Source organism: Pseudoalteromonas sp. P1-11, from assembly GCF_001399995.1.
Classification (GTDB): domain Bacteria; phylum Pseudomonadota; class Gammaproteobacteria; order Enterobacterales; family Alteromonadaceae; genus Pseudoalteromonas; species Pseudoalteromonas atlantica.
Genome location: NZ_LJSP01000005.1, coordinates 257241 through 277083, shown reverse-complemented (window position 1 = coordinate 277083; position 19843 = coordinate 257241). Strand labels below are relative to the sequence as shown.

General features: G+C 42.0%; 16 protein-coding genes. 14 read left to right on the top strand and 2 right to left on the bottom strand.

Going from position 1 to position 19843, the window contains the following annotated elements:
- The 6 genes from tuf to AN390_RS11655 all read left to right on the top strand — a co-directional run bounded on the left by tuf (position 1) and on the right by AN390_RS11655 (position 8507).
- Positions 1-1185 carry an elongation factor Tu gene (gene tuf, locus AN390_RS11680; protein ID WP_004589660.1) on the top strand — a complete coding sequence of 395 codons (1185 nt, stop codon included), beginning with the start codon at positions 1-3 and terminating at the stop codon, positions 1183-1185.
- 337 nt (positions 1186-1522) lie between these two features.
- A complete protein-coding gene (locus AN390_RS11675; RefSeq protein ID WP_054982956.1) occupies positions 1523-2320 on the top strand; it encodes a VOC family protein in 798 nt (265 codons plus the stop codon).
- Positions 2321-2438: 118 nt separating this feature from the next.
- Positions 2439-2804, top strand: a complete 366-nt coding sequence (locus tag AN390_RS11670; RefSeq protein WP_029774302.1) for a hypothetical protein — start codon at positions 2439-2441, stop codon at positions 2802-2804.
- Positions 2801-5134 carry a fatty acid cis/trans isomerase gene (locus AN390_RS11665; protein WP_029774303.1) on the top strand — a complete coding sequence of 778 codons (2334 nt, stop codon included), beginning with the start codon at positions 2801-2803 and terminating at the stop codon, positions 5132-5134. Before AN390_RS11670 ends, AN390_RS11665 begins: the two co-directional genes overlap by 4 nt.
- Before the next feature lie 158 nt (positions 5135-5292).
- Positions 5293-7017, top strand: a complete 1725-nt coding sequence (locus AN390_RS11660) for a response regulator (protein WP_055254682.1) — start codon at positions 5293-5295, stop codon at positions 7015-7017.
- Positions 7018-7094: 77 nt separating this feature from the next.
- On the top strand, positions 7095-8507 hold the full coding sequence (locus AN390_RS11655) for an ATP-binding cassette domain-containing protein (protein ID WP_055254680.1): 1413 nt from the start codon (positions 7095-7097) through the stop codon (positions 8505-8507).
- A 36-nt stretch (positions 8508-8543) separates the two neighbouring features.
- On the opposite strand, the gene AN390_RS11650 is transcribed toward AN390_RS11655, so the two are convergent.
- Complete coding sequence (locus tag AN390_RS11650) at positions 8544-9422, bottom strand: TraB/GumN family protein (RefSeq protein ID WP_055254678.1); 879 nt, start codon at positions 9420-9422, stop codon at positions 8544-8546.
- Positions 9423-10265: 843 nt separating this feature from the next.
- Here AN390_RS11650 and ilvG point away from each other — a divergent pair.
- The 8 genes from ilvG to AN390_RS11610 all read left to right on the top strand — a co-directional run bounded on the left by ilvG (position 10266) and on the right by AN390_RS11610 (position 19421).
- Positions 10266-11915: an acetolactate synthase 2 catalytic subunit gene (gene ilvG / locus AN390_RS11645; RefSeq protein ID WP_055254676.1), complete on the top strand. Its 1650-nt coding sequence runs from the start codon at positions 10266-10268 to the stop codon at positions 11913-11915.
- Positions 11912-12154: an acetolactate synthase 2 small subunit gene (ilvM, locus tag AN390_RS11640; RefSeq protein ID WP_004589295.1), complete on the top strand. Its 243-nt coding sequence runs from the start codon at positions 11912-11914 to the stop codon at positions 12152-12154. The genes ilvG and ilvM overlap by 4 nt, the downstream gene beginning before the upstream one ends.
- 105 nt (positions 12155-12259) lie before the next feature.
- A complete protein-coding gene (gene ilvD / locus AN390_RS11635) occupies positions 12260-14116 on the top strand; it encodes a dihydroxy-acid dehydratase (protein ID WP_024032149.1) in 1857 nt (618 codons plus the stop codon).
- A 2-nt stretch (positions 14117-14118) separates the two neighbouring features.
- Positions 14119-15672 carry a threonine ammonia-lyase, biosynthetic gene (gene ilvA / locus AN390_RS11630; protein ID WP_004589297.1) on the top strand — a complete coding sequence of 518 codons (1554 nt, stop codon included), beginning with the start codon at positions 14119-14121 and terminating at the stop codon, positions 15670-15672.
- 144 nt (positions 15673-15816) lie between these two features.
- Complete coding sequence (locus AN390_RS11625; RefSeq protein WP_039972499.1) at positions 15817-16803, top strand: ABC transporter substrate-binding protein; 987 nt, start codon at positions 15817-15819, stop codon at positions 16801-16803.
- A gap of 62 nt (positions 16804-16865) precedes the next feature.
- Positions 16866-18041, top strand: coding sequence for a methyltransferase (locus AN390_RS11620; protein WP_055254674.1), 1176 nt, complete (start codon positions 16866-16868; stop codon positions 18039-18041).
- A gap of 64 nt (positions 18042-18105) precedes the next feature.
- Entirely contained in the window at positions 18106-18765 is a 660-nt protein-coding gene (gene can, locus AN390_RS11615; protein ID WP_024032154.1) for a carbonate dehydratase, read from the top strand.
- Positions 18766-18773: 8 nt separating this feature from the next.
- Positions 18774-19421: an NAD(P)H-binding protein gene (locus tag AN390_RS11610; protein WP_055254672.1), complete on the top strand. Its 648-nt coding sequence runs from the start codon at positions 18774-18776 to the stop codon at positions 19419-19421.
- A 79-nt stretch (positions 19422-19500) separates the two neighbouring features.
- Here AN390_RS11610 and ubiK read toward each other — a convergent pair whose 3' ends face one another.
- Positions 19501-19764 (bottom strand): ubiquinone biosynthesis accessory factor UbiK, encoded by a 264-nt coding sequence (ubiK, locus tag AN390_RS11605; protein WP_004589302.1) that lies wholly within the window; start codon positions 19762-19764, stop codon positions 19501-19503.
- Positions 19765-19843 lie beyond the last annotated feature (79 nt).

Below are 19843 nucleotides of genomic sequence, written 5' to 3'. Positions count from 1 at the left end.
ATGGCAAAAGAAAAGTTTGAACGCGTAAAACCGCACGTAAACGTTGGTACAATCGGCCACGTTGACCACGGTAAAACTACACTAACTGCAGCAATCACTAACGTACTTGCAAAAGTATACGGCGGTGTTGCTAAAGATTTCGCATCAATCGATAACGCTCCAGAAGAGCGCGAGCGTGGTATCACAATCTCAACTTCTCACGTTGAGTACGATACACCAACTCGTCACTACGCACACGTAGATTGTCCTGGACACGCCGATTATGTTAAAAACATGATCACTGGTGCTGCTCAAATGGACGGCGCTATCTTAGTAGTAGCTGCGACTGACGGCCCTATGCCACAAACGCGTGAGCACATCCTACTTTCTCGTCAGGTTGGCGTACCTTACATCGTTGTATTCATGAACAAATGTGACATGGTTGACGACGAAGAGCTACTTGAACTAGTAGAAATGGAAGTTCGTGAACTTCTTTCTGAATACGACTTCCCAGGTGATGACTTACCACTAATTCAAGGTTCTGCTCTTAAAGCACTTGAAGGCGAAAAGCAGTGGGAAGACAAGATCGTTGAGCTTGCAGAAGCACTAGATTCTTACATCCCAGAGCCAGAGCGTGACATCGATAAGCCATTCATCATGCCTATCGAAGACGTTTTCTCAATCCAAGGCCGTGGTACAGTAGTAACTGGTCGTGTTGAAGCTGGTATCATCAACGTGAACGACGAAGTTGAAATCGTTGGTATCAAAGAGACTACTAAGTCTACTTGTACTGGTGTTGAAATGTTCCGTAAGCTTCTTGACGAAGGTCGTGCTGGTGAGAACATTGGTGCACTTCTACGTGGTACTAAGCGTGAAGACGTTGAACGTGGTCAAGTACTAGCTAAGCCTGGTTCAATCAACCCACACACTACATTCACTTCAGAAGTATACGTACTTTCTAAAGATGAAGGTGGCCGTCATACTCCTTTCTTCAAAGGTTACCGTCCACAGTTCTACTTCCGTACAACTGACGTAACAGGTGACGTACAGTTACCAGAAGGCGTAGAAATGGTAATGCCTGGTGATAACGTTAAGATGACAGTAACTCTAATCGCGCCAATCGCGATGGACGAAGGTCTTCGTTTCGCTATCCGTGAAGGTGGCCGTACTGTAGGTGCTGGTGTTGTAGCAACTATCGTAGAGTAATAATTNGTTTCGCTATCCGTGAAGGTGGCCGTACTGTAGGTGCTGGTGTTGTAGCAACTATCGTAGAGTAATAGTTAACTTTTAAGTTAATTAATACTATAAAAACCCGAGCTTAGCCTCGGGTTTTTTAATGCCTGAAGAAAAGTGATTAGTGTTTAGCTATCAGCTTTTAGCTGCTTTGCGTTAATGTAAATAATGCTGTTTGGGCTGGCTTTACAAAGCCCGAGTAGAAGTGGTCACTGATGTATAAGGAGGTTTATTGAGTGAATAACTATCGACACTTACAGGGTATTAGCCTAAGCTAAAAATGGCTTAAATTTACAACAGGAAATGGGCGATGAATAATAAAAATAATTATCCGCAAGGTATATTTTGCTGGGCTGAACTGTGTACTCATAATTGGCAAGACGGGAAAGCTTTTTATACCTCGTTGTTTGAGTGGGGAAATGACGATCAGCCCATTGGCGATGATGAGTATTACACTATGCTACAAAAGCAAGGTGACGATATTGCTGCCATGTATCAAATGCCTAAAGAGCAAGTGGCCTCTACGCCTAGCTACTGGCTTACCTATATTGCCGTAGATGATGTTGATGCATGTGCAATTAAGGCGCAAGAGCTCGGTGCGCAAATTATAGCAGGCCCTCACAATGTTATGGATGCAGGGCGTATGTTAATGCTTAAAGACCCCGCGGGTGCCACGGTGGCATTGTGGCAAGGTAAAGAGCATATAGGATGTAAGCGTCCTTGTGAGCTCAACACGCCTTATTGGCATGAAATGGCAACGCGCGATAGTGAAACAAGCCGTGATTTTTACTGTGAACTACTGGGGTGGAAAAGTGAAACAAAGCCTATGGAAGGTATGGATTACACCTTGTTTTTAGTTGCAGGTAAGCCGGTAGCAGGCATGCTACAAATGACTGATGAATGGCCACAAGACGTACCCCCCCATTGGATGATTTACTTCGCCGTGGATAACTGCGATAGCTATGTAAAAAAAGCGGCGACTCTTGGAGGGCAAGTGTGTGTACCTGCTACAGATATTCCTGATGTAGGGCGTTTTAGTGTTATTTGCGACCCTCAAGGGGCTGTATTTTCTATTATTGAATCGGCAATGGATGATATTAAAGCTTAGTCATTAACAGCGCTTAAGGCTAAATTTTAGACTTTAGTGTGGTTATTTAGGCGCAGTAATTATGTGCTTTTTTGCTATAATGGCGGGTAATTACACCCTCAGTCAGCAAGAGAGCACAATGGAATTTGAACAAGATAGTAAATTAACCTTACCGTTATTTATTTTAAATGAGTCGCTTAGTGAGCGAGATGTAGAAAAGCCCGATTTAGACATTTCATTTGCTCTTGATGATGAGCTACTGACGCAGATATGCCAAAACCCAGCACCTGATAGCAGTATCGCTATTAGTTTAAAAGAGTATGAGCTTGCGCCGCATAGCAGCGAATTTAATGCGTTGTTAAACCAAGAGCACGATGCACAAATAACGCTGACCCACGGCCCACTGTTAAGTGTGGTGTTAAATACCCACGACAACCAGACTTTTGTCTCTCCACAAATGGATATGATGCCAACCTTCGACCTGGGTGATGAGGATGAAGAATGAAAAAAATTCTGATCAGTACATTCGTCCTTATTATCCTCAGCGGGTGTGCTTATTTAGGCAATGCTCACTACAACGACTTATTTGGTGATGAACAAACGCAGCAGCGTATAGTGCCGCATGATACAGGTGCTGGTGCCGAGTTTTTGCAAGAAGTAAAACCTGTGCTAGATACACGCTGTGTAGTATGCCATGGCTGTTATGATGCGCCATGTCAGCTAAAGCTTTCTTCCCCTGAAGGGATAGATAGAGGGCTAAGCAAAGAGCTTGTTTATGATGGTACACGGCTATTAGCCACTACACCAAGCCGGTTATTATTTGATGCAACCAGCACTGAGCAATGGCGTAAAAAGGGCTTTACTCCGGTACTTAACGAACGTGACCAAAACCCAGAAGCAAACCTTGCCGGTGGGGTGTTATTTAATTCATTAGTGCTTAAGCAAAGTGCACCCTTACCAGAGAATGAAATTCTTGATGATGAATTTGACTTTTCACTTAGCCGCTCTCAAACATGCGCCACTATGGGAGAATTCGATCGTTTAGCTGCAGAGCAGCCTCATGGCGGTATGCCTTACGGTTTACCGGGCGTGTCTAGCCAGGAATTTTATCATTTACAAAAGTGGCTTAAAGACGGTGGAAAAATGGCGCATATTAAACCGCCCACCAAAGCCGAGCTAACAAACGTTAAAAACTGGGAAGCGTTTTTAAATCAAGACAGCTTAAAATACCAATTAGCCGCACGTTATATTTACGAGCATTGGTTTTTAGCCCATATTTATTTTGGTTCTGATAAACCACAGAGCTTTTTTAAACTGGTTCGTTCAAGTACGCCGCCAGGCGAAGAAATTAAGCTAATTAATACGCGCCGACCATACGATGACCCTAAAGTAAGCCGTGTGTATTACCGTTTACTACAGGACCGCTCAACTGTTTTATCAAAAACACATTTACCGCTAAAGCTTGATGATGCAAAGCTTGCACGTATTTATGAGCAATTTATAGCTCCCGATTATACGGTTACTAAAATGCCAAGTTATAAGAGCGAGGCGGCATCTAATCCTTTTAAAACGTTTGAAGTAATTCCTATTAATTCTAAGTATCAATTTATGCTTGATGAGGCTGAGCTAATTATTATGGGCTTTATTAAGGGCCCTGTATGCCGCGGCCAAATTGCACTTAATGTGATTAACGATCATTTTTGGGTTGCCTTTGCAGACCCTGAAAAAGTCGCGACTCCAGCAGTTGAAGACATGTTACTTCAGCACGAAGAAGCCCTTGAATTACCTGCAGCAGAAGAAAGCAATGCATTGCCTATCTCTAGCTGGGTTAAATACTCAGTGCGTGAGAAAAAGTACTTACAAGCCAAAGTTGAACTGGCTAACGAGATGTTTAAAAACGGAGAGCATTTAACAACCGACCTATTGTGGAAAGGTGAAGGGCATAACAAAAATGCAGCGCTTACAATATTTCGCCATTTTGATAGTGCCACGGTAGTGAAAGGCTTTATTGGTCAAGAGCCTAAAACTATGTGGGTATTAGATTATGCGCTATTTGAGCGTATTCATTACTTACTTGTTGCAGGCTTTGATGTATACGGAAATATCGGCCACCAATTAGTGACCCGCCTATACATGGACTTTTTACGTTTAGAGGGTGAGCAAAACTTTTTGGCTTTATTACCTGAAGCGAAGCGCCATCAAATTAAAAAAAGCTGGTATAGAAAGTCTCCGCCAAGCTTATCTAAGTTTTTTAAAAACAACCGAGAGTTTAGCCAACCTAGCGGTATTGAATATAAAACGGATGATCCACAACACGAGCTGTATGGGTTAGTTAAGCAAACTTTAGCGCCAGTACTGAGTGAGCACTACGACTACACAAAAGTACCCACGCCATTAAATGCACTAAACAATATGCCGGCTAAAGCTATAAATTTATTACCGCAGTTATCGTATATTTTGGTTAAGCAAGACGATGCTTCACATAAAGCTTATACGCTTATTCATCACAACGCGCATTACAATATTTCCAGCTTATTAAATGAAGATGGGCAGCGCGCTTATGATGAAGATACCGCCACCCTAGTGCCAGGCTTTATTGGTGATTACCCTGCGGCTATTTGGTATTTAAATGATCAAAATGAAGTGGGTGAGTTTGCACAGCTATTACCTATGATGCAAATTGAAGCAGATTATGCTGCAATAAAAGTAAAATTTGGTATTCGTCGCTCACATCCAGAGTTTTGGAAATACAGCGACATAATGCACCAAGTAGCTAAAGAGTATCGTGGCGTTGAATTTGGTATGTTTGACTACAACCGATTAGAAAATCGCTAACTGGTAATTACAAAAGTGTCGCAAGTATTGCCCTTTTTGCCTCACACTTAATACATTTAGCCCAGTCATGTTACTGGGCTTTTTATTTATATAATTACTAAAGCTGATGTTGAGTTTTCTATATATAGGCTACACTTAAAATAAAAAAGCGGCCTTGTATGTTTAAAATTATTGCCAATGTAAGACAGCGTTACCGATGGGCGCTTATTGCTATTGCTCTGTTAATAAGTGGCTCAGCATTGTTGCTGCAGTATGGCTTTTCTGTACAAAAGTACGATGCCAAAATTATTAATATGGCAGGTAAGCAGCGCATGCTCTCGCAAAAAATTGCTTGGCATAGCAATGAACTTCTTTCATCACGAATCGATGTTGCTACCCATACCAATTCCCTCGAACACTCTCTCGCACAATTTAAAACAGCTCATGAGGTATTACTTACTAAGCAAGGTAGTAGTTACCGTTATTTAACGCCAGAATTAGTAAAGTTATACTTTGCTGAGCCAGCTAATCTAGATAGCGAAGTGAATGAATTTATTGCCCAAGCTAGTTGGCTGCTGTACCAAAAAGGCGAGGTAGACACACAGGTGCTCAACGTAGCACATGTAGAAAACCTGCTAGCTAAGCTTGACCGCGCGGTTACTTTATTTGAGCAACATGCAGTGAAAAAAGTTAACCGCGTGTCTAATTTAGAATTGCTGTGCTGGTTAGTCGCCATGGTGTTATTGCTCGTTGAGCTAAGATTTGTGTTTATGCCGATGGAAAAAGAGGTGGAACGCACCTTAACAGCTCTTCAAAAACAAAAGGACTTTGTAGCGCAAATGAGCCAAAACAAAGAGCACTTTATTGCCAGAGCAAGCCACGAATTTAGAACACCGTTACAGGGATTAATTACGTCGATTGATGAGCTAACCATCAATGCCGAGCAGCAAAATATTAAAACGCAAGCAAGCTACTGCGCCCTTAGACTTCTATCTATGCTTGATGAGCTACAAGACCTACAAGCACTAAGCACAGGAAAGTGGGCGCCAATTCTTAAAAACGAAAACCTTTTAGAATCCATAAACAAAGTGGTATTGGCGTATGAGTATGCAGCGCAGCAAAAAGGGTTAACATTAATCACTCATTTTGATGAGTCTCTTAATTGTTTTTGTAAGTTAGATCATCAGCGCTTACAGCATGTATTAACCGAGCTAATTAGCAATGCAATAAAGTTTACCGACAAGGGCGAGGTTGAAGTTGCTGCAAACATGCAAAACTCGCAATTACAATTAACCGTTAATGATAGTGGGTGTGGTTTTTCTAACGAAATAACAGAACTAGAGTTTGACTCATTTAAACAAACTAACCACTTTCAAGGCCTAAGAACGGGATTAACACGGGCGCAGTATGTTGTTAAAGCGCTGCATGGTTCGCTTTCATTTAAAAACAACACAGCGTGTGGCGCTCATGTTACGCTTAACTTGCCGGTTGAAATTACTAACCAGCAAACAGAAAGAGAAGTTGAAAAAAAGCTTTTTTGCCTTGTGGTTGAAGACAACGAATTAAACACCTTGTTACTCACACGTATTTTGGCAACGTTAGGTGTGGACTATGAATGCGTTGTAAATGGCCTAGAAGCCTGCGAAAAGGTAGGTAAGGCTGACTATGACGTGGTGTTTATGGATTTAAACATGCCGGTCATGGATGGCTTTGAAGCGACTAAAAAAATACGCAAAGAGCTAAATAAAACCATGCCGATAATCGTTGTTACAGCAAATACCTCAGCCGAAGACATGGACTTGATTTATGAATATGGCGCGAGTGAGCATATTCATAAACCCATAAGTAAGCAGGCAGTGGCTGATGCATTAGTAAATGTGTGCATAGCTAATGAAATAAATTAATACGCAATTAAATACGCTTGCTAAAGCAATTTACTATACGTTAAATTGTTTATTTAGCTTATGGTGAAGGCAGTATTGTGCAAAGTGTTGTATTTGAACAATTTAGTGGTTATTTAAAAGGGCAAGGTAAAAGCCGTTTCACAATTAATGACTTAAGTTGGCAAGTGAATGCTGGTGAGCACTGGCTATTATTAGGCGCTAATGGCGCAGGTAAATCGGCATTGAGCGCCGCATTAACGGGTGAAGCTAAGCAGCAAAGTGGTACTTTTAAAAGTACCTTTAATAGCACGCAGCTTGTGTCATCTGATGTGCAAAAGCAGTTAATCAAAAATGAAATTGAGCATGAACATCACAGCTTAGTAAAAGATTTTATCTTCCCTCAAAATAGTAGCTACAACCATGAGTTACGTACAAAACTAATAGATGCCTTTAATTACAGCGCCCTTTTAGAGAGGCATTTTAGAGATCTCTCTACCGGCGAAACCCGTAAACTCCTACTTATAAATGCGCTAAGTAGTCATGCTGATTTAGTGGTACTAGATGAGCCATATGATGGCTTAGATAAACATTCGTGTGAGGTGCTAAACACTTTATTAGAAACACTTAGCTCAACAATTAACTTTGTGTTTGTGTTAAATAGGCTTGATGAAATCCCACCGTTTATTACTCATTACGCTTATGTAAATCAGGGGCAGTTGCAGCATGTACTTAATAATCCAAACGCAGAGCAGCGTGCTGACTTGCTTAAACTACTGCATTTAACCCATACCGCTTTAGAAATACCTCAACCGGATGACTCCCAAGGCCGTGCAGAGTATACCGCCGTTACATTGGTTAAGCTTAGTAATACAAAGGTTAGCTACGCTGGGGTTGATGTATTTAAAAATCTCAATTGGCAAATTAATAAACATCAACATTGGCAATTGAGTGGTAAAAATGGCTCAGGTAAAACCTGCTTATTAAATTTAATAACTGGGGATAACCCTCAATGCTACAGCAATGATATTCGGGTATTTGGTTTTAAACGCGGAAGTGGTGAAAGTATTTGGGATATAAAACAGCATATTGGCTATATATCAAATGCACTGCATATGGATTATCGAGTAAGTATATCGGCATTGAATACGGTTATTTCTGGGTTTTACGACAGCATTGGCTTATATCAAAAGCCAACAGAGTCACAGGTAAATACAGCTAAGCAATGGTTAGCGTTGATTGGGTTAGGCGATAAACAAAATAGCTCATTTACGCAACTTTCATACGGCGATCAGCGCATGCTATTAATAGTACGTGCTATGGTAAAACACCCCACGTTACTTATTTTAGATGAACCTTGTTTGGGGCTTGATGAAGCAAATAGACAGCGAGTACTAATATTAATAGAGAAAATTTGTGCCGCAAATACCAGCACTGTAATTTATGTAAATCACCATGCGGCAGACAAAATTAAAGGGATTGAGCATTACTTAAAAATGGAAGATTTTAATTAAAGGCTGGGCTGATTATGCCCAACCTTTAACGCCACGTTATAGGCGAGTAATGGTAAAGCCTGCATCAGTTAACTGTTTAATTAAACCGTGTTGCTCTGGTAAGTGCAGCGCGCCTACAGCAATAAATAGCTTTTCGTTAGTTAAGCGAGGCACTAATTGCTCCACCCATTTATTATTACGATTAACTAGCATAACTTGCTCGCTTATTTCACCGTAGTTACTCTCGTCAAAACTCATGTTGTAGTATTCAGTCAGCGTATCCATATCACCATTTTTCCAGGCGTTTACTAACTTAATAAAATAAGTATTAATATCGGCAAGCTGTTCAAACGTTTCTTCAATCATTTCATTACTGAGCAAAGCCATGCCATCAAACATTTGTAGTTGCTGCTCTAGCGTTTCTAACTCTCCAATCGTGATATTTTGCTTTTTAGCGTAAGCAAGTACTTGCTTGTCTATGCCTGTTTGGTCAGAAAAACCTGCATTTTGAAATTCAATTTGCATCATGGTTACCATTACAGCCCAAGGTTTGAGGCCATTAAACATAGCTATATCAATCGATTTTTTAGCAAAGTAGTCTTTAAGCTTATTGTAGTTTTGTTTTGAGAGTTCTGTTTGTAATGTTTTGCCATCTTTAAGCATCATAAAGGGCATTGAACGCTGCTGCATTTGCAAAGGCGTGAGTTTACTAATATCTACTTCAACAACAACTTGCTCGCTTTGATCTATAGCCTTAGTTACTTTTTCTGGTAAGCCTTCCATGCTGGCGTCGCCTACGTGAACCGTGCCAAACAAGTAAGAGCTAGTACCGTTTTTTTCTACTTTAAATAATGCCGGTGCTGCGACACTATTAAAACTAGTTGCTATAAAAAGTGCCAGTATAAAAAACTGACTAATTCGAGTGAGGGCTTGCATGGTTTGTCCTTAAATCTAATTGAGTTGCCTAAATACTAGCTTAAATTAAAGCGCTTTAATAAACCTATTTGGTTATATTAAACACTTTTAAATGCGCTTATGAGTTTAGTTGCACTAGGGCACCTTGTTTAAATTGGGTGAATGTAATTGAGTGGTGCGTAATAGGGCTCGCGGAGTAAACCTGCCTAATTAGCAAAGTTTTAAGTTATTTACCGTGCTGCGCTGTTATTTGTACTACAATGTATCAAAAATTAATCAAGCCCTATATGGCTATTATGGGGCTAGTGAATTTACTTGATGCAAATTAAGGTATAAATTTTTCATTTAAGCCTTTTGTTGTGAATTTAAAATCCGTTTAAAGTCGCTTTTTGCTCTTTTGTTGAATTAAGTTTGGTGTTGACTTACTCGCCTTAGCGCGGTACAAATACATATACAGAGCGAAGAGTATTACTTCGTAACAAATGAACACATTTTGGTATTAATTACATGTTTACAAATGCACTTAACCTAGTCCTGATTATTATCGTGGTGATTATTCCCGCGAGGGCTTCGTAGTGCTATAAACTTAAGCATTAAAAAGCCCTCCGCACCTAACCGTTCGGAGGGCTTTTTAGTTTTAAGCACAAAGTTTTAAAAATTTTATACCAATTCGCTTAATTAAGTGATGTTGATAGCAAGGCAAAAAATTCGCTATTTAGTTGTTCTAAATGAGAATTTTTTAACGCAGATAGCGACACTTTTAGCCCCCTAAAAATAATTAAGTATTATTGCGGATTGGTATTAGCTATAAGTTTTTTAAGTAAGTATGTAATTGGGTTGTCACTGAGGAATGAGGATTAATTAATGACAGGCGCAGAACTAACAATCGATTTATTAGCCAAGCACGGCGTAAATGAAGTATTTGGCTACCCTGGCGGAGCTATTATGCCCATTTACGATGCGCTGTATGGCGCGCCTGTAAAGCATTACCTTACTCGCCACGAGCAAGGTGCTGGCTTTGCCGCAGTGGGTTATGCTCGCAGCACAGGCAAATTAGGCGTTTGTTTTGCTACCTCAGGCCCTGGCGCTACTAACTTAATAACAGCACTTGCCGATGCAATGATGGACTCAGTGCCATTATTAGCAATTACAGGCCAAGTACCGACTGCCGCTATTGGCTCAGATGCATTTCAAGAAGTCGATGTACTAGGTATGTCACTGTCGTGTACTAAACATAGCTACATGGTAGAGCGCCCAGAAGACTTAGCTGAAATATTACAAGAAGCCATGCATTTAGCTCAAAGTGGTCGCCCAGGCCCAGTGCTTGTAGATATTCCAAAAGATATTCAAATGGCGCAAGTGCCTTTTAAACCTTGGTTAGCTGCTGATGAATATTTACCACAGCTTGATTTAAACCAAGTGGCCATTGCAAACCAGTTATTAACTGAAGCAAAGCAGCCAGTAGCGTATGTAGGTGGTGGCGTACAAGCCGCCGATGCGCAAAATGAGTTAATGCAGTTTTTAAACAAAACACAAATGCCAGCGGTATCAACATTAAAAGCGCTAGGCAGTGTGTTACCAGATTACGAGCACTACTTAGGAATGCTAGGCATGCACGGCACACAAGCGGCTAACATAGCAGTACAAGAGTGTGATGTACTTGTATGTATAGGCGCGCGCTTTGATGACCGCGTAACGGGCAACTTAGCCAAATTTGCAGCCAAAGCAAAAGTAATTCACTTAGACATTGATTCGGCCGAAGTAGGTAAACGCAAACCTGCTAAAGCGTCCTTAATTGCTGATCTAAAAACCTCATTACCCGCACTTGAGTGTGTTGTAACACCTAAAGCATGGTGCGATACAAATAAGCTCATGAGCGAAAAACACGCATGGCGTTACGACTACCCAGGCGAAAAAGTATTTGCCCCGTATTTATTGAACCAGTTAAGCCAGCGTATGCCAAAAACAGGCGTAGTGTGCTGCGATGTAGGCCAGCACCAAATGTGGGTGGCGCAACATATGAAATTTAACCACCCAAGTAATCACTTAAGTAGTGGTGGCGCAGGCACTATGGGCTTTGGTTTACCGGCGGCTATTGGCGCACAAGTAGCACGCCCAGACGATTTTGTAATAACGGTGTCGGGTGATGGCTCAATCATGATGAACATTCAAGAGCTTGCCACTATACGTCGTAACAATTTACCAGTAAAAATACTAATATTAGATAACCAACGCTTAGGTATGGTTCGTCAATGGCAGGAACTGTTTTTTGAAGGGCGTTACTCTGAAACCAATCTTTCAGATAACCCTGACTTTGTTCAGTTAGCGGCGGTATTTGGTATTCCTGGGCAAACTATTACTAAAGCCAACGAAGTAGACGATGCAATCACTGCACTGGTAAACAGCGAAGGGCCGTATATTTTACATGCCTGTATAGATGATAAAGAAAACGTATGGCCGCTTGTACCACCAGGGGCTGCAAATGACGAAATGATTACGGAGAAAGCACAATGAAACACAGCTTAACTATTGCATTGAAAAACCAAAGTATTGCGGTGGAGCGCTTTTTACGTGTTGTGCGTCACCGTGGTTTTGACCTTACGCATTTTCAGCTTAATACCGATGAAGCTCAATATACGATAGCAATGACGGTCGATAGCGATAAGCCTATTCATCTATTAACCAGCCAGCTAAATAAGTTGGTAGACGTGAAAGAAATCAGCTTAGAAAATTTACAGCAACAAGCAGTGTAACTGCTAACGAAACACATTTACGCGTTACTGAATATAACCATCAGTAACTCAACAATTTTTAGAATGAGGAATGCCCGCTTACACAGCGGCAAAACAGAGGTAACTATGGCTAAATTAAGAAGTGCAACAACAACTGAAGGACGTAAACGCGCAGGCGCACGTGCATTATGGCGCGCAACAGGCATGACCGACACCGACTTTGGTAAACCTATTATTGCTGTAGTTAACTCGTTTACGCAATTTGTACCAGGGCATGTACACCTTAATCAGCTTAGTGAGCTAATGGCTGAAACAATCACGCAAGCGGGCGGCGTTCCAAAAGAATTTAACACCATCGCAATTGATGACGGCATCGCAATGGGCCACGGTGGTATGCTTTACTCACTGCCTTCTCGCGACTTAATTGCAGACTCTGTTGAGTACATGGTTAACGGCCACTGCGCCGATGCGATGATCTGTATTTCTAACTGTGACAAAATCACCCCAGGGATGATGCTTGCAGCGCTACGTTTAAATATACCGGTTATTTTTGTATCGGGCGGGCCAATGGAAGCGGGTAAAACCAAACTTGCTAACATCGATATTAAACTAGATTTAGTTGATGCCATGGTAAAAGGCGCTGATGAAACAGTAAGTGATGCTGATTCAGAGCAAGTAGAGCGCTCTGCGTGTCCTACCTGTGGTTCGTGTTCGGGTATGTTTACTGCCAACTCAATGAACTGTTTATTAGAGGCTATTGGCCTTGCACTACCGGGTAACGGAACAACACTTGCAACTCATAAAGATCGTAAGCAACTGTATGTAGAAGCCGGCGCTCGCATTGTTGACTTGTGCCGCGAGTACTACCAAAAAGACAACCACGACGTGTTACCGCGTGCAATTGCAAATAAAACAGCCTTTATGAACTCTATGGTGGTTGATATTGCCATGGGTGGTTCATCTAATACCGTATTGCATTTATTAGCAGCAGCACAAGAAGCCGGTGTAGATTTTGATATGTCGCACATTGACGAGCTTTCTCGTAAAACCCCATTTTTATGTAAGGTGGCCCCAGCTACACCTGAGTACCACATAGAAGATGTGCATCGCGCTGGTGGCATGATGGCAATTGTACGTGAGCTAGGTAAAGCGGGTTTAGTTGATTTATCGGTAAACCACGTAGCGGGTATGACGATGGGAGAGCTTGTTAAAAAGTGGGATGCGACTGATCCTACAAACGAAGCAGCACAAAAGTTTTACCGTGCGGGCCCTGCAGGTATTCGTACTACAAAAGCAATGAGCCAAGAGTGCCGTTGGGATGAAGGCGATAACGACCGAGAGCATGGTTGTATCCGTAGTGTTGAGCATGCCTTTAGACAAGATGGTGGCTTAGCTGTGCTTTCAGGTAACTTAGCGGTTGATGGCTGTATTGTTAAAAGTGCAGGTGTAGTTGACGAAATGCTGCATTTTGAAGGCACTGCCGTGGTGTACGAATCACAAGATGATTCAGTAGAAGGCATTTTAAACGACGAAGTAAAAGCCGGTGATGTTGTGGTTATTCGCTACGAAGGCCCTAAAGGCGGCCCAGGTATGCAAGAAATGCTTTACCCAACGAGCTACTTAAAATCAAAAGGCCTTGCTGAAAAATGTGCCTTGATCACCGATGGTCGTTTCTCGGGCGGCACTTCTGGTTTATCAATTGGCCACGTATCGCCAGAGGCGGCAAGTGGCGGTGCCATTGCGTATGTTGAAAATGGTGACAAAATTATCATTGATATTGCAACACGTGAAATCACCCTTGCATTAAGTGATGAAGAGCTAGAAGCACGTAAACAAAAGCAATTAGCGCGTGGTAAGCAAGCGTATAAGCCGCTTGATCGTGACCGCTATGTATCGTCGGCATTAAAAGCGTATGCATTACTTGCAACCAGTGCCGATAAAGGCGCAGTACGTGATTTAGCCAAACTGGAGGAGCTTAGCTAATTATGGTTTCTCAAGAGCTCGATTATTTTCGCGCTATTATTCAGGCCAATATGGAACCGCTAGCTAAAGTGACTGAGGTCAGCGAAATGCGCGACCTCAGTGATAAATTAGGCAACCATGTTTGGTTAAAGCGTGAAGATCAACAGCCCGTGTATTCGTTTAAGTTACGCGGTGCTTATAATAAATTAAACAAGTTACCAAAAGGGTCTGTTGTTATTACGGCATCTGCGGGTAACCATGCACAAGGTGTGGCGCTTAGTGCTTCACATCTTGGCCATAAAGCCACTATTGTTATGCCAGTTACCACGCCTGAAATAAAAGTAAGTGCGGTACGTGCGCTGGGCGGTGAAGTGGTTCTACATGGCCATCATTTTGATGCTGCAAAAGCACATGCACTTGAACTAACAGAGCAACGCAATGGCGTATTTGTACCGCCTTTTGATGACCCTGACGTAATAGTGGGGCAAGGCACAGTGGCTCGCGAGCTTATGCAGCAACTCAACGAGCTTGATGCGGTATTTATCCCTGTTGGCGGTGGTGGCTTACTTGCTGGTATGGCGGTTTATATCAAATCATTACGCCCCGATATAAAAGTCATTGGCGTAGAAGCTGACGAAAGTGCATGTTTACAAGCTGCGCTTAAAGCGGGCGAGCCTGTTGAACTTGACCGTGTTGGCAGTTTTGCCGATGGCGTAGCGGTTAAAATTATTGGCAGTGAAACATTTCGCTTAGCGCAAAAATTTTGCGATGAAGTTGTAACTGTCAGTGGCGATGAAATTTGTGCCGCCATGCAAGATATTTTTGTCTCTACTCGCGCAATTTCAGAGCCCTCAGGTGCACTTGCAACCGCAGGGCTTAAAAAGTGGAGCCAGCAATCGGGCTTAAAAGGGCTGCATTTAGCAGCGGTGCTTTCGGGTGCTAACTTAAACTTTGATCGCTTACGTTATGTGGCTGAGCGTACTGCGCTAGGTGAAAAAAACGAAGCGCTACTTGCGGTGACCATTAAAGAAGAAAAAGGCAGCTTTAAGCAGTTTTGCACCTCTTTAGGTGGCCGGGCTATTACTGAGTTTAACTACCGTTATGCAGGCCCAGGTGAAGCGCAAATATTTGTAGGTATTGCCCTGCGCCAGGGTGAGCAAGAACTCAACGAGCTAAAACAAGACCTAACTAACAACGACTACCAATTTTGCGATTTATCAGATAACGAACTCGCTAAATTACACGTACGTTATATGGTAGGGGGTAAAGCACCGGAGCAGTTACACGAAAGGTTATTACGGTTTGAATTTCCGGAATACCCAGGAGCCCTTGCGCGCTTTTTAGATACCCTAGGTAGCAATTGGAATATTACTTTATTTCATTATCGCAATCATGGGGGGTCTATCGGAAATGTACTGGCGGGCTTTGCTATTGAGCCAAGCCAATTTGATATGTTTAACGAGCACTTAAACCGCTTAGGTTACAGTGTACAAGATGAAACACATAACCCGTGTTTTACGCAGTTTTTAACCTCTCAGCCACAAAGCCCAAACGTTGACAATTTAGCCTCAGCTTAGGGTTTTTATAAGCAAGTATGCACGTTTGCATGCTTGCTTTATCGTGTGTTTTAAATATAGTTACAGCAAATGACTACTATTTGGAACACCCAGTTGCTTATTAAAGGATTAATATTTGTAATTTTGCTTTTTTGCAGCCAACTAATGGCTCAAGAATCAGTCACTTTACAACTAAAATGGACCCACCAGTTTCAGTTCGCCGGCTATTATATGGCTCAGCAAAAAGGCTATTACAAAGACGCCGGACTTGATGTAACCATACGCGAAGCCAATCCTAAAATGCCTGACACTTTCACGCCTGTAGCAAGTGGAGAAGCCCAATTTGGCGTAGCGCATTCGGGTATTTTACAACAAAGAGTAAACGGCCAACCGTTTGTAGCAATGGCGGCTATTTTACAGTTTTCCCCGTACTGTTGGATGGTAAAAGACAGCTCTGATATTTTTCACCCTCGCGATTTTACCGCTAAACGTATTACCGAAGTGAGTAAAAAAGACAGTACCGAGCTGCTGGTTATGCTAAAACGCAGCGGTATTGATATTGCTACCTTAGAGGTATACGAAGGCGATGAGCCCGCGCTACAAGCGTGGCAAGAAAACAAACTTGATGCAATGCAAGTGTATGTCACCACTCAGCCCTACTTTATGACTCAGCAAGGGGTATCGCACCGCCTTATATGCCCACAGCGCTATGGTATGGATGTGTATGGTGATGTGTTATTTACCAGCGAATCAATGCTTAAAAAGCACCCGCAAACGGTCGAAAAGTTTTACCAGGCGAGCTTAAAGGGTTGGCGCTATGCGATGATGAATATGGATGAAGCCATTGCAATTACGCAGCAAGTGTATGCGCCAAACAAAAGTTTTCATCAGCTAGCTTATGAAGCCGAAGTATTGAAAGACTACATAATGCCGCCTACGACCCATTTAGGGAATATGTCGATGGCTAAGTGGCGCTTAATTGCAGATTATTATGGCATTAAGCAAACGCAATTTGACGAGCACAAAGCTGGGTTTGTTTATAAATACCAAGAGCCAGAGCGATTACAACTGTCGTGGATGCTAATAGCCGCCTTTATTGTGAGTATTATTTCGATCCCCCTTTATTTGCGTTTAATACTTGGAAAAAAATAACCGCTTAATGCTGCTCTGCGCAACTGGTATAATTAAACGTCTTTTTACTATTTTAAGTTGTTATGAACCTAGCTGAGCAGTTTGCAGCACTCGATGCAGTGCTAATGAATACCCGCGAATATTGGCAATGTACAGCATTTGATTTTGATGAATTACCGTGGCCTGATCTACAAGCGGCGTTAAATAACTTATCAGATGAAGATGTCGCAAGGCTTGATAACGATCAACAACAGCTTTATCAATTTTTTAGCCCGTTTATTGCCGGGGTAGAGCAGCTACCTGAGCTGTGCAGTTTACCAAAAAGCCAGCAGCAACGCGGTGAATACCCGTTTTGGATAAGTAACGGTATTAAAGGGCGTAAGTTTGAGCAACTGCAAGACTTTGTTTCAGCATTAACGAGTAATACACAGCCTGTACTTGAATGGTGCGCAGGTAAAGGGCATTTAGGCCGAATGCTTGCTTATAACGGCGCGCAAAGCGTACACAGTGTTGAGCTACAAGGGCATCTTTGCGAGCAAGGAGAGCACAGTGCACGCAAGCAAGGTTTAGCGATGAAATTTAGCCAAGCTAATGTGCTTGAAGATGAAACACGCCATTTTTTTAATACCGACACACATGCGGTGGCACTGCATGCATGTGGCGCACTGCACCAAACATTTATGCAACAGGCCAGCGCCGCTAGGGTAAAACGTATTAGTTTTTCGCCGTGCTGTTATCACTTATTTACCGATAGTCGTTATCAGGCAATGAGTGAGCTTGCCCTTGCTAGTAAGCTTAATTTAACGCACCGCGATCTAAAACTGGCGCTGCAAGAAACAGTTACAGCCCCTTCACGTGTAGCTAAAATACGAAAAACTGAGGTGGAATGGCGTTTAGGATTTGACGCACTTCGAAAGTCACTCACTCATGAACAATATTACGTGAGTGTGCCTTCCGTTAACAAAGCCGTGTTTTCTGATACGTTTGCACAGTTTTGCGCTTGGGCGGGGGATAAAAAGTCTATAATTATCCCTCAAGATACTGATTACGATAAGTTTTTATTAATTGGTAAGGCGCGTAAAAAAGTAACAGAGCGAATCGAACTGGTTCGACATGTGTTTAGAAGAGCAATAGAAGTTTGGCTTGTGCTCGATCGTGCTTTATATTTGCAACAGCAAGGTTATCACGTTTCAGTTACCACCTTTTGTGAGAAACAATTAACTCCTCGCAATATTTTAATTCTTGCAAACACCAACTAAAAAGGCGCTCATTATTTGTCTTTTCTGGGGTGTAATTTCTATCCCGTCCTAAATAAGAGATGCAATGAGAAAGCTAAAAAATTTATTCGAAAACAACAAACGTTGGGCTGCACGTACAACCGAAGCCAACCCTGAGTTTTTTAAAATATTATCAATGCAACAAAACCCAGAGTACTTGTGGATTGGCTGTTCAGACTCGCGTGTTCCTGCCAACCAAATTGTTGATTTACTGCCGGGTGAATTATTTGTACACCGTAATGTAGCTAATGTGGTGGTACATACTGACCATAACTGTTTATCGGTAATGCAATACGCGGTAGAGGTGCTTAAAGTAAAACATATTATGGTGGTTGGCCACTACGGCTGTGGCGGTGTACAAGCGGTATTAAATAACGCCAAATTTGGTTTTATTGATAATTGGTTACGCCATGTTGGCGATGTAAAAGAAAAACACTTAGAGCAGCTTAATGCAATGGATGAGCAACAGCGTTTAAGTCGCTTAATTGAGCTAAATGTTATTGAGCAAGTACGCAACGTGTGTAGAACAAACATAGTTCAAGATGCATGGGATAAAGGCCAAGAGCTCACGATTCATGGTTGGGTATATGGATTAGAGAACGGCCACTTGCACGACTTATCATCGGTTGTAACCTGCGCCGATGAAGAAGGCGATGTGTATAAAAAAGCCGTTGCACATGTACTCGCTAAAGCCGGTTGCGAGTAATTTAAACAATGACTAAAACGGCAATAATCATAGGGGCAACAGGGGTTGTGGGGAGTGAGCTATTAACGCTTTTACTGCAAAACCCTGCGTTTGGCCATGTGATTGCTATAACTCGCCGTAAGCTGGACGTTGAACATACTAAGCTCACTAATCAGGTTATTGATTTTGATTGTTTAACTAACTACTGCGCGTTATTTAAAGGGGATGTGTTTTTTTCATGTTTGGGCACTACTAAAAAGCAGGCTGGCTCAACCGCGGCGCAGCGTAAAGTTGATTTTGATTATCAGTTTATTGCGGCGCAAATGGCGGCAAACAATGCAGTGAGCCATTATTGCTTAGTGTCATCAAGCGGCGCTAATGCGCACAGCATCAGCCCTTACTTAAAAATGAAAGGCGAGCTTGAGCAGCACATAAAAACGCTGGGCTTTGCAAAAGTAAGTATATTCCAGCCGTCTTTATTAATGGGTGAGCGAAACGATATACGAATAGCTGAGCAAATAGGCGCATTTGTGTTACCTGTTATTACTCAACTTCCTTTTTTAAAACGTTATAAACCCATTACGGGTAAGCAAGTGGCGCTAAAAATGTGCGCTGTAAGTTTGGCGCAGCAACAACCACTGCAATACTATGTTTTAGATGCACTTTTTAATACATAGTGGGTAAATGTTAAAACTAAAAGCAAAAAAGCAGCCTTAGCTGCTTTTTTTGTGGCTGAGTATACAGACGTAATACGTGCTACTCGGCGTTATTTTTAGCATTTAGTTGTTGCTCTAGTAACACAACTTTTGCTTCAAGCTCTGTGAGTTTTTCACGAGTACGAATAAGTACTTGGCTTTGCACATCAAATTCTTCGCGGCTAACAAAGTCCATTTCAGCCAGCTTATTTTGTAAAACTTGTTTGGTTTTACCTTCCAGTGTATCTGCTAGGTTTTTTACACCTTGCGGCATGTTGTTGGTGATTTGCTTAGCAATTTCTTCAAGTTTTGCTGGATTGATCATAATCGTCCCTTGCTGTTGCCCTAAAATGATAATGACTAATATTACCTTATACCTAAGGTATTTAATACATGATCACCAC

What these genes read in the sequence shown, in the direction of transcription:
- tuf (WP_004589660.1), top strand. Translation starts at nt 1, where the DNA reads ATGGCAAAAGAAAAGTTTGAACGCGTAAAACCGCACGTAAACGTTGGT.
- AN390_RS11675 (WP_054982956.1), top strand. Translation starts at nt 1,523, where the DNA reads ATGAATAATAAAAATAATTATCCGCAAGGTATATTTTGCTGGGCTGAA.
- AN390_RS11670 (WP_029774302.1), top strand. Translation starts at nt 2,439, where the DNA reads ATGGAATTTGAACAAGATAGTAAATTAACCTTACCGTTATTTATTTTA.
- AN390_RS11665 (WP_029774303.1), top strand. Translation starts at nt 2,801, where the DNA reads ATGAAAAAAATTCTGATCAGTACATTCGTCCTTATTATCCTCAGCGGG.
- AN390_RS11660 (WP_055254682.1), top strand. Translation starts at nt 5,293, where the DNA reads ATGTTTAAAATTATTGCCAATGTAAGACAGCGTTACCGATGGGCGCTT.
- AN390_RS11650 (WP_055254678.1), bottom strand. Translation starts at nt 9,422, where the DNA reads ATGCAAGCCCTCACTCGAATTAGTCAGTTTTTTATACTGGCACTTTTT.
- ilvG (WP_055254676.1), top strand. Translation starts at nt 10,266, where the DNA reads ATGACAGGCGCAGAACTAACAATCGATTTATTAGCCAAGCACGGCGTA.
- ilvM (WP_004589295.1), top strand. Translation starts at nt 11,912, where the DNA reads ATGAAACACAGCTTAACTATTGCATTGAAAAACCAAAGTATTGCGGTG.
- ilvD (WP_024032149.1), top strand. Translation starts at nt 12,260, where the DNA reads ATGGCTAAATTAAGAAGTGCAACAACAACTGAAGGACGTAAACGCGCA.
- ilvA (WP_004589297.1), top strand. Translation starts at nt 14,119, where the DNA reads ATGGTTTCTCAAGAGCTCGATTATTTTCGCGCTATTATTCAGGCCAAT.
- AN390_RS11625 (WP_039972499.1), top strand. Translation starts at nt 15,817, where the DNA reads ATGGCTCAAGAATCAGTCACTTTACAACTAAAATGGACCCACCAGTTT.
- AN390_RS11620 (WP_055254674.1), top strand. Translation starts at nt 16,866, where the DNA reads ATGAACCTAGCTGAGCAGTTTGCAGCACTCGATGCAGTGCTAATGAAT.
- can (WP_024032154.1), top strand. Translation starts at nt 18,106, where the DNA reads ATGAGAAAGCTAAAAAATTTATTCGAAAACAACAAACGTTGGGCTGCA.
- AN390_RS11610 (WP_055254672.1), top strand. Translation starts at nt 18,774, where the DNA reads ATGACTAAAACGGCAATAATCATAGGGGCAACAGGGGTTGTGGGGAGT.
- ubiK (WP_004589302.1), bottom strand. Translation starts at nt 19,764, where the DNA reads ATGATCAATCCAGCAAAACTTGAAGAAATTGCTAAGCAAATCACCAAC.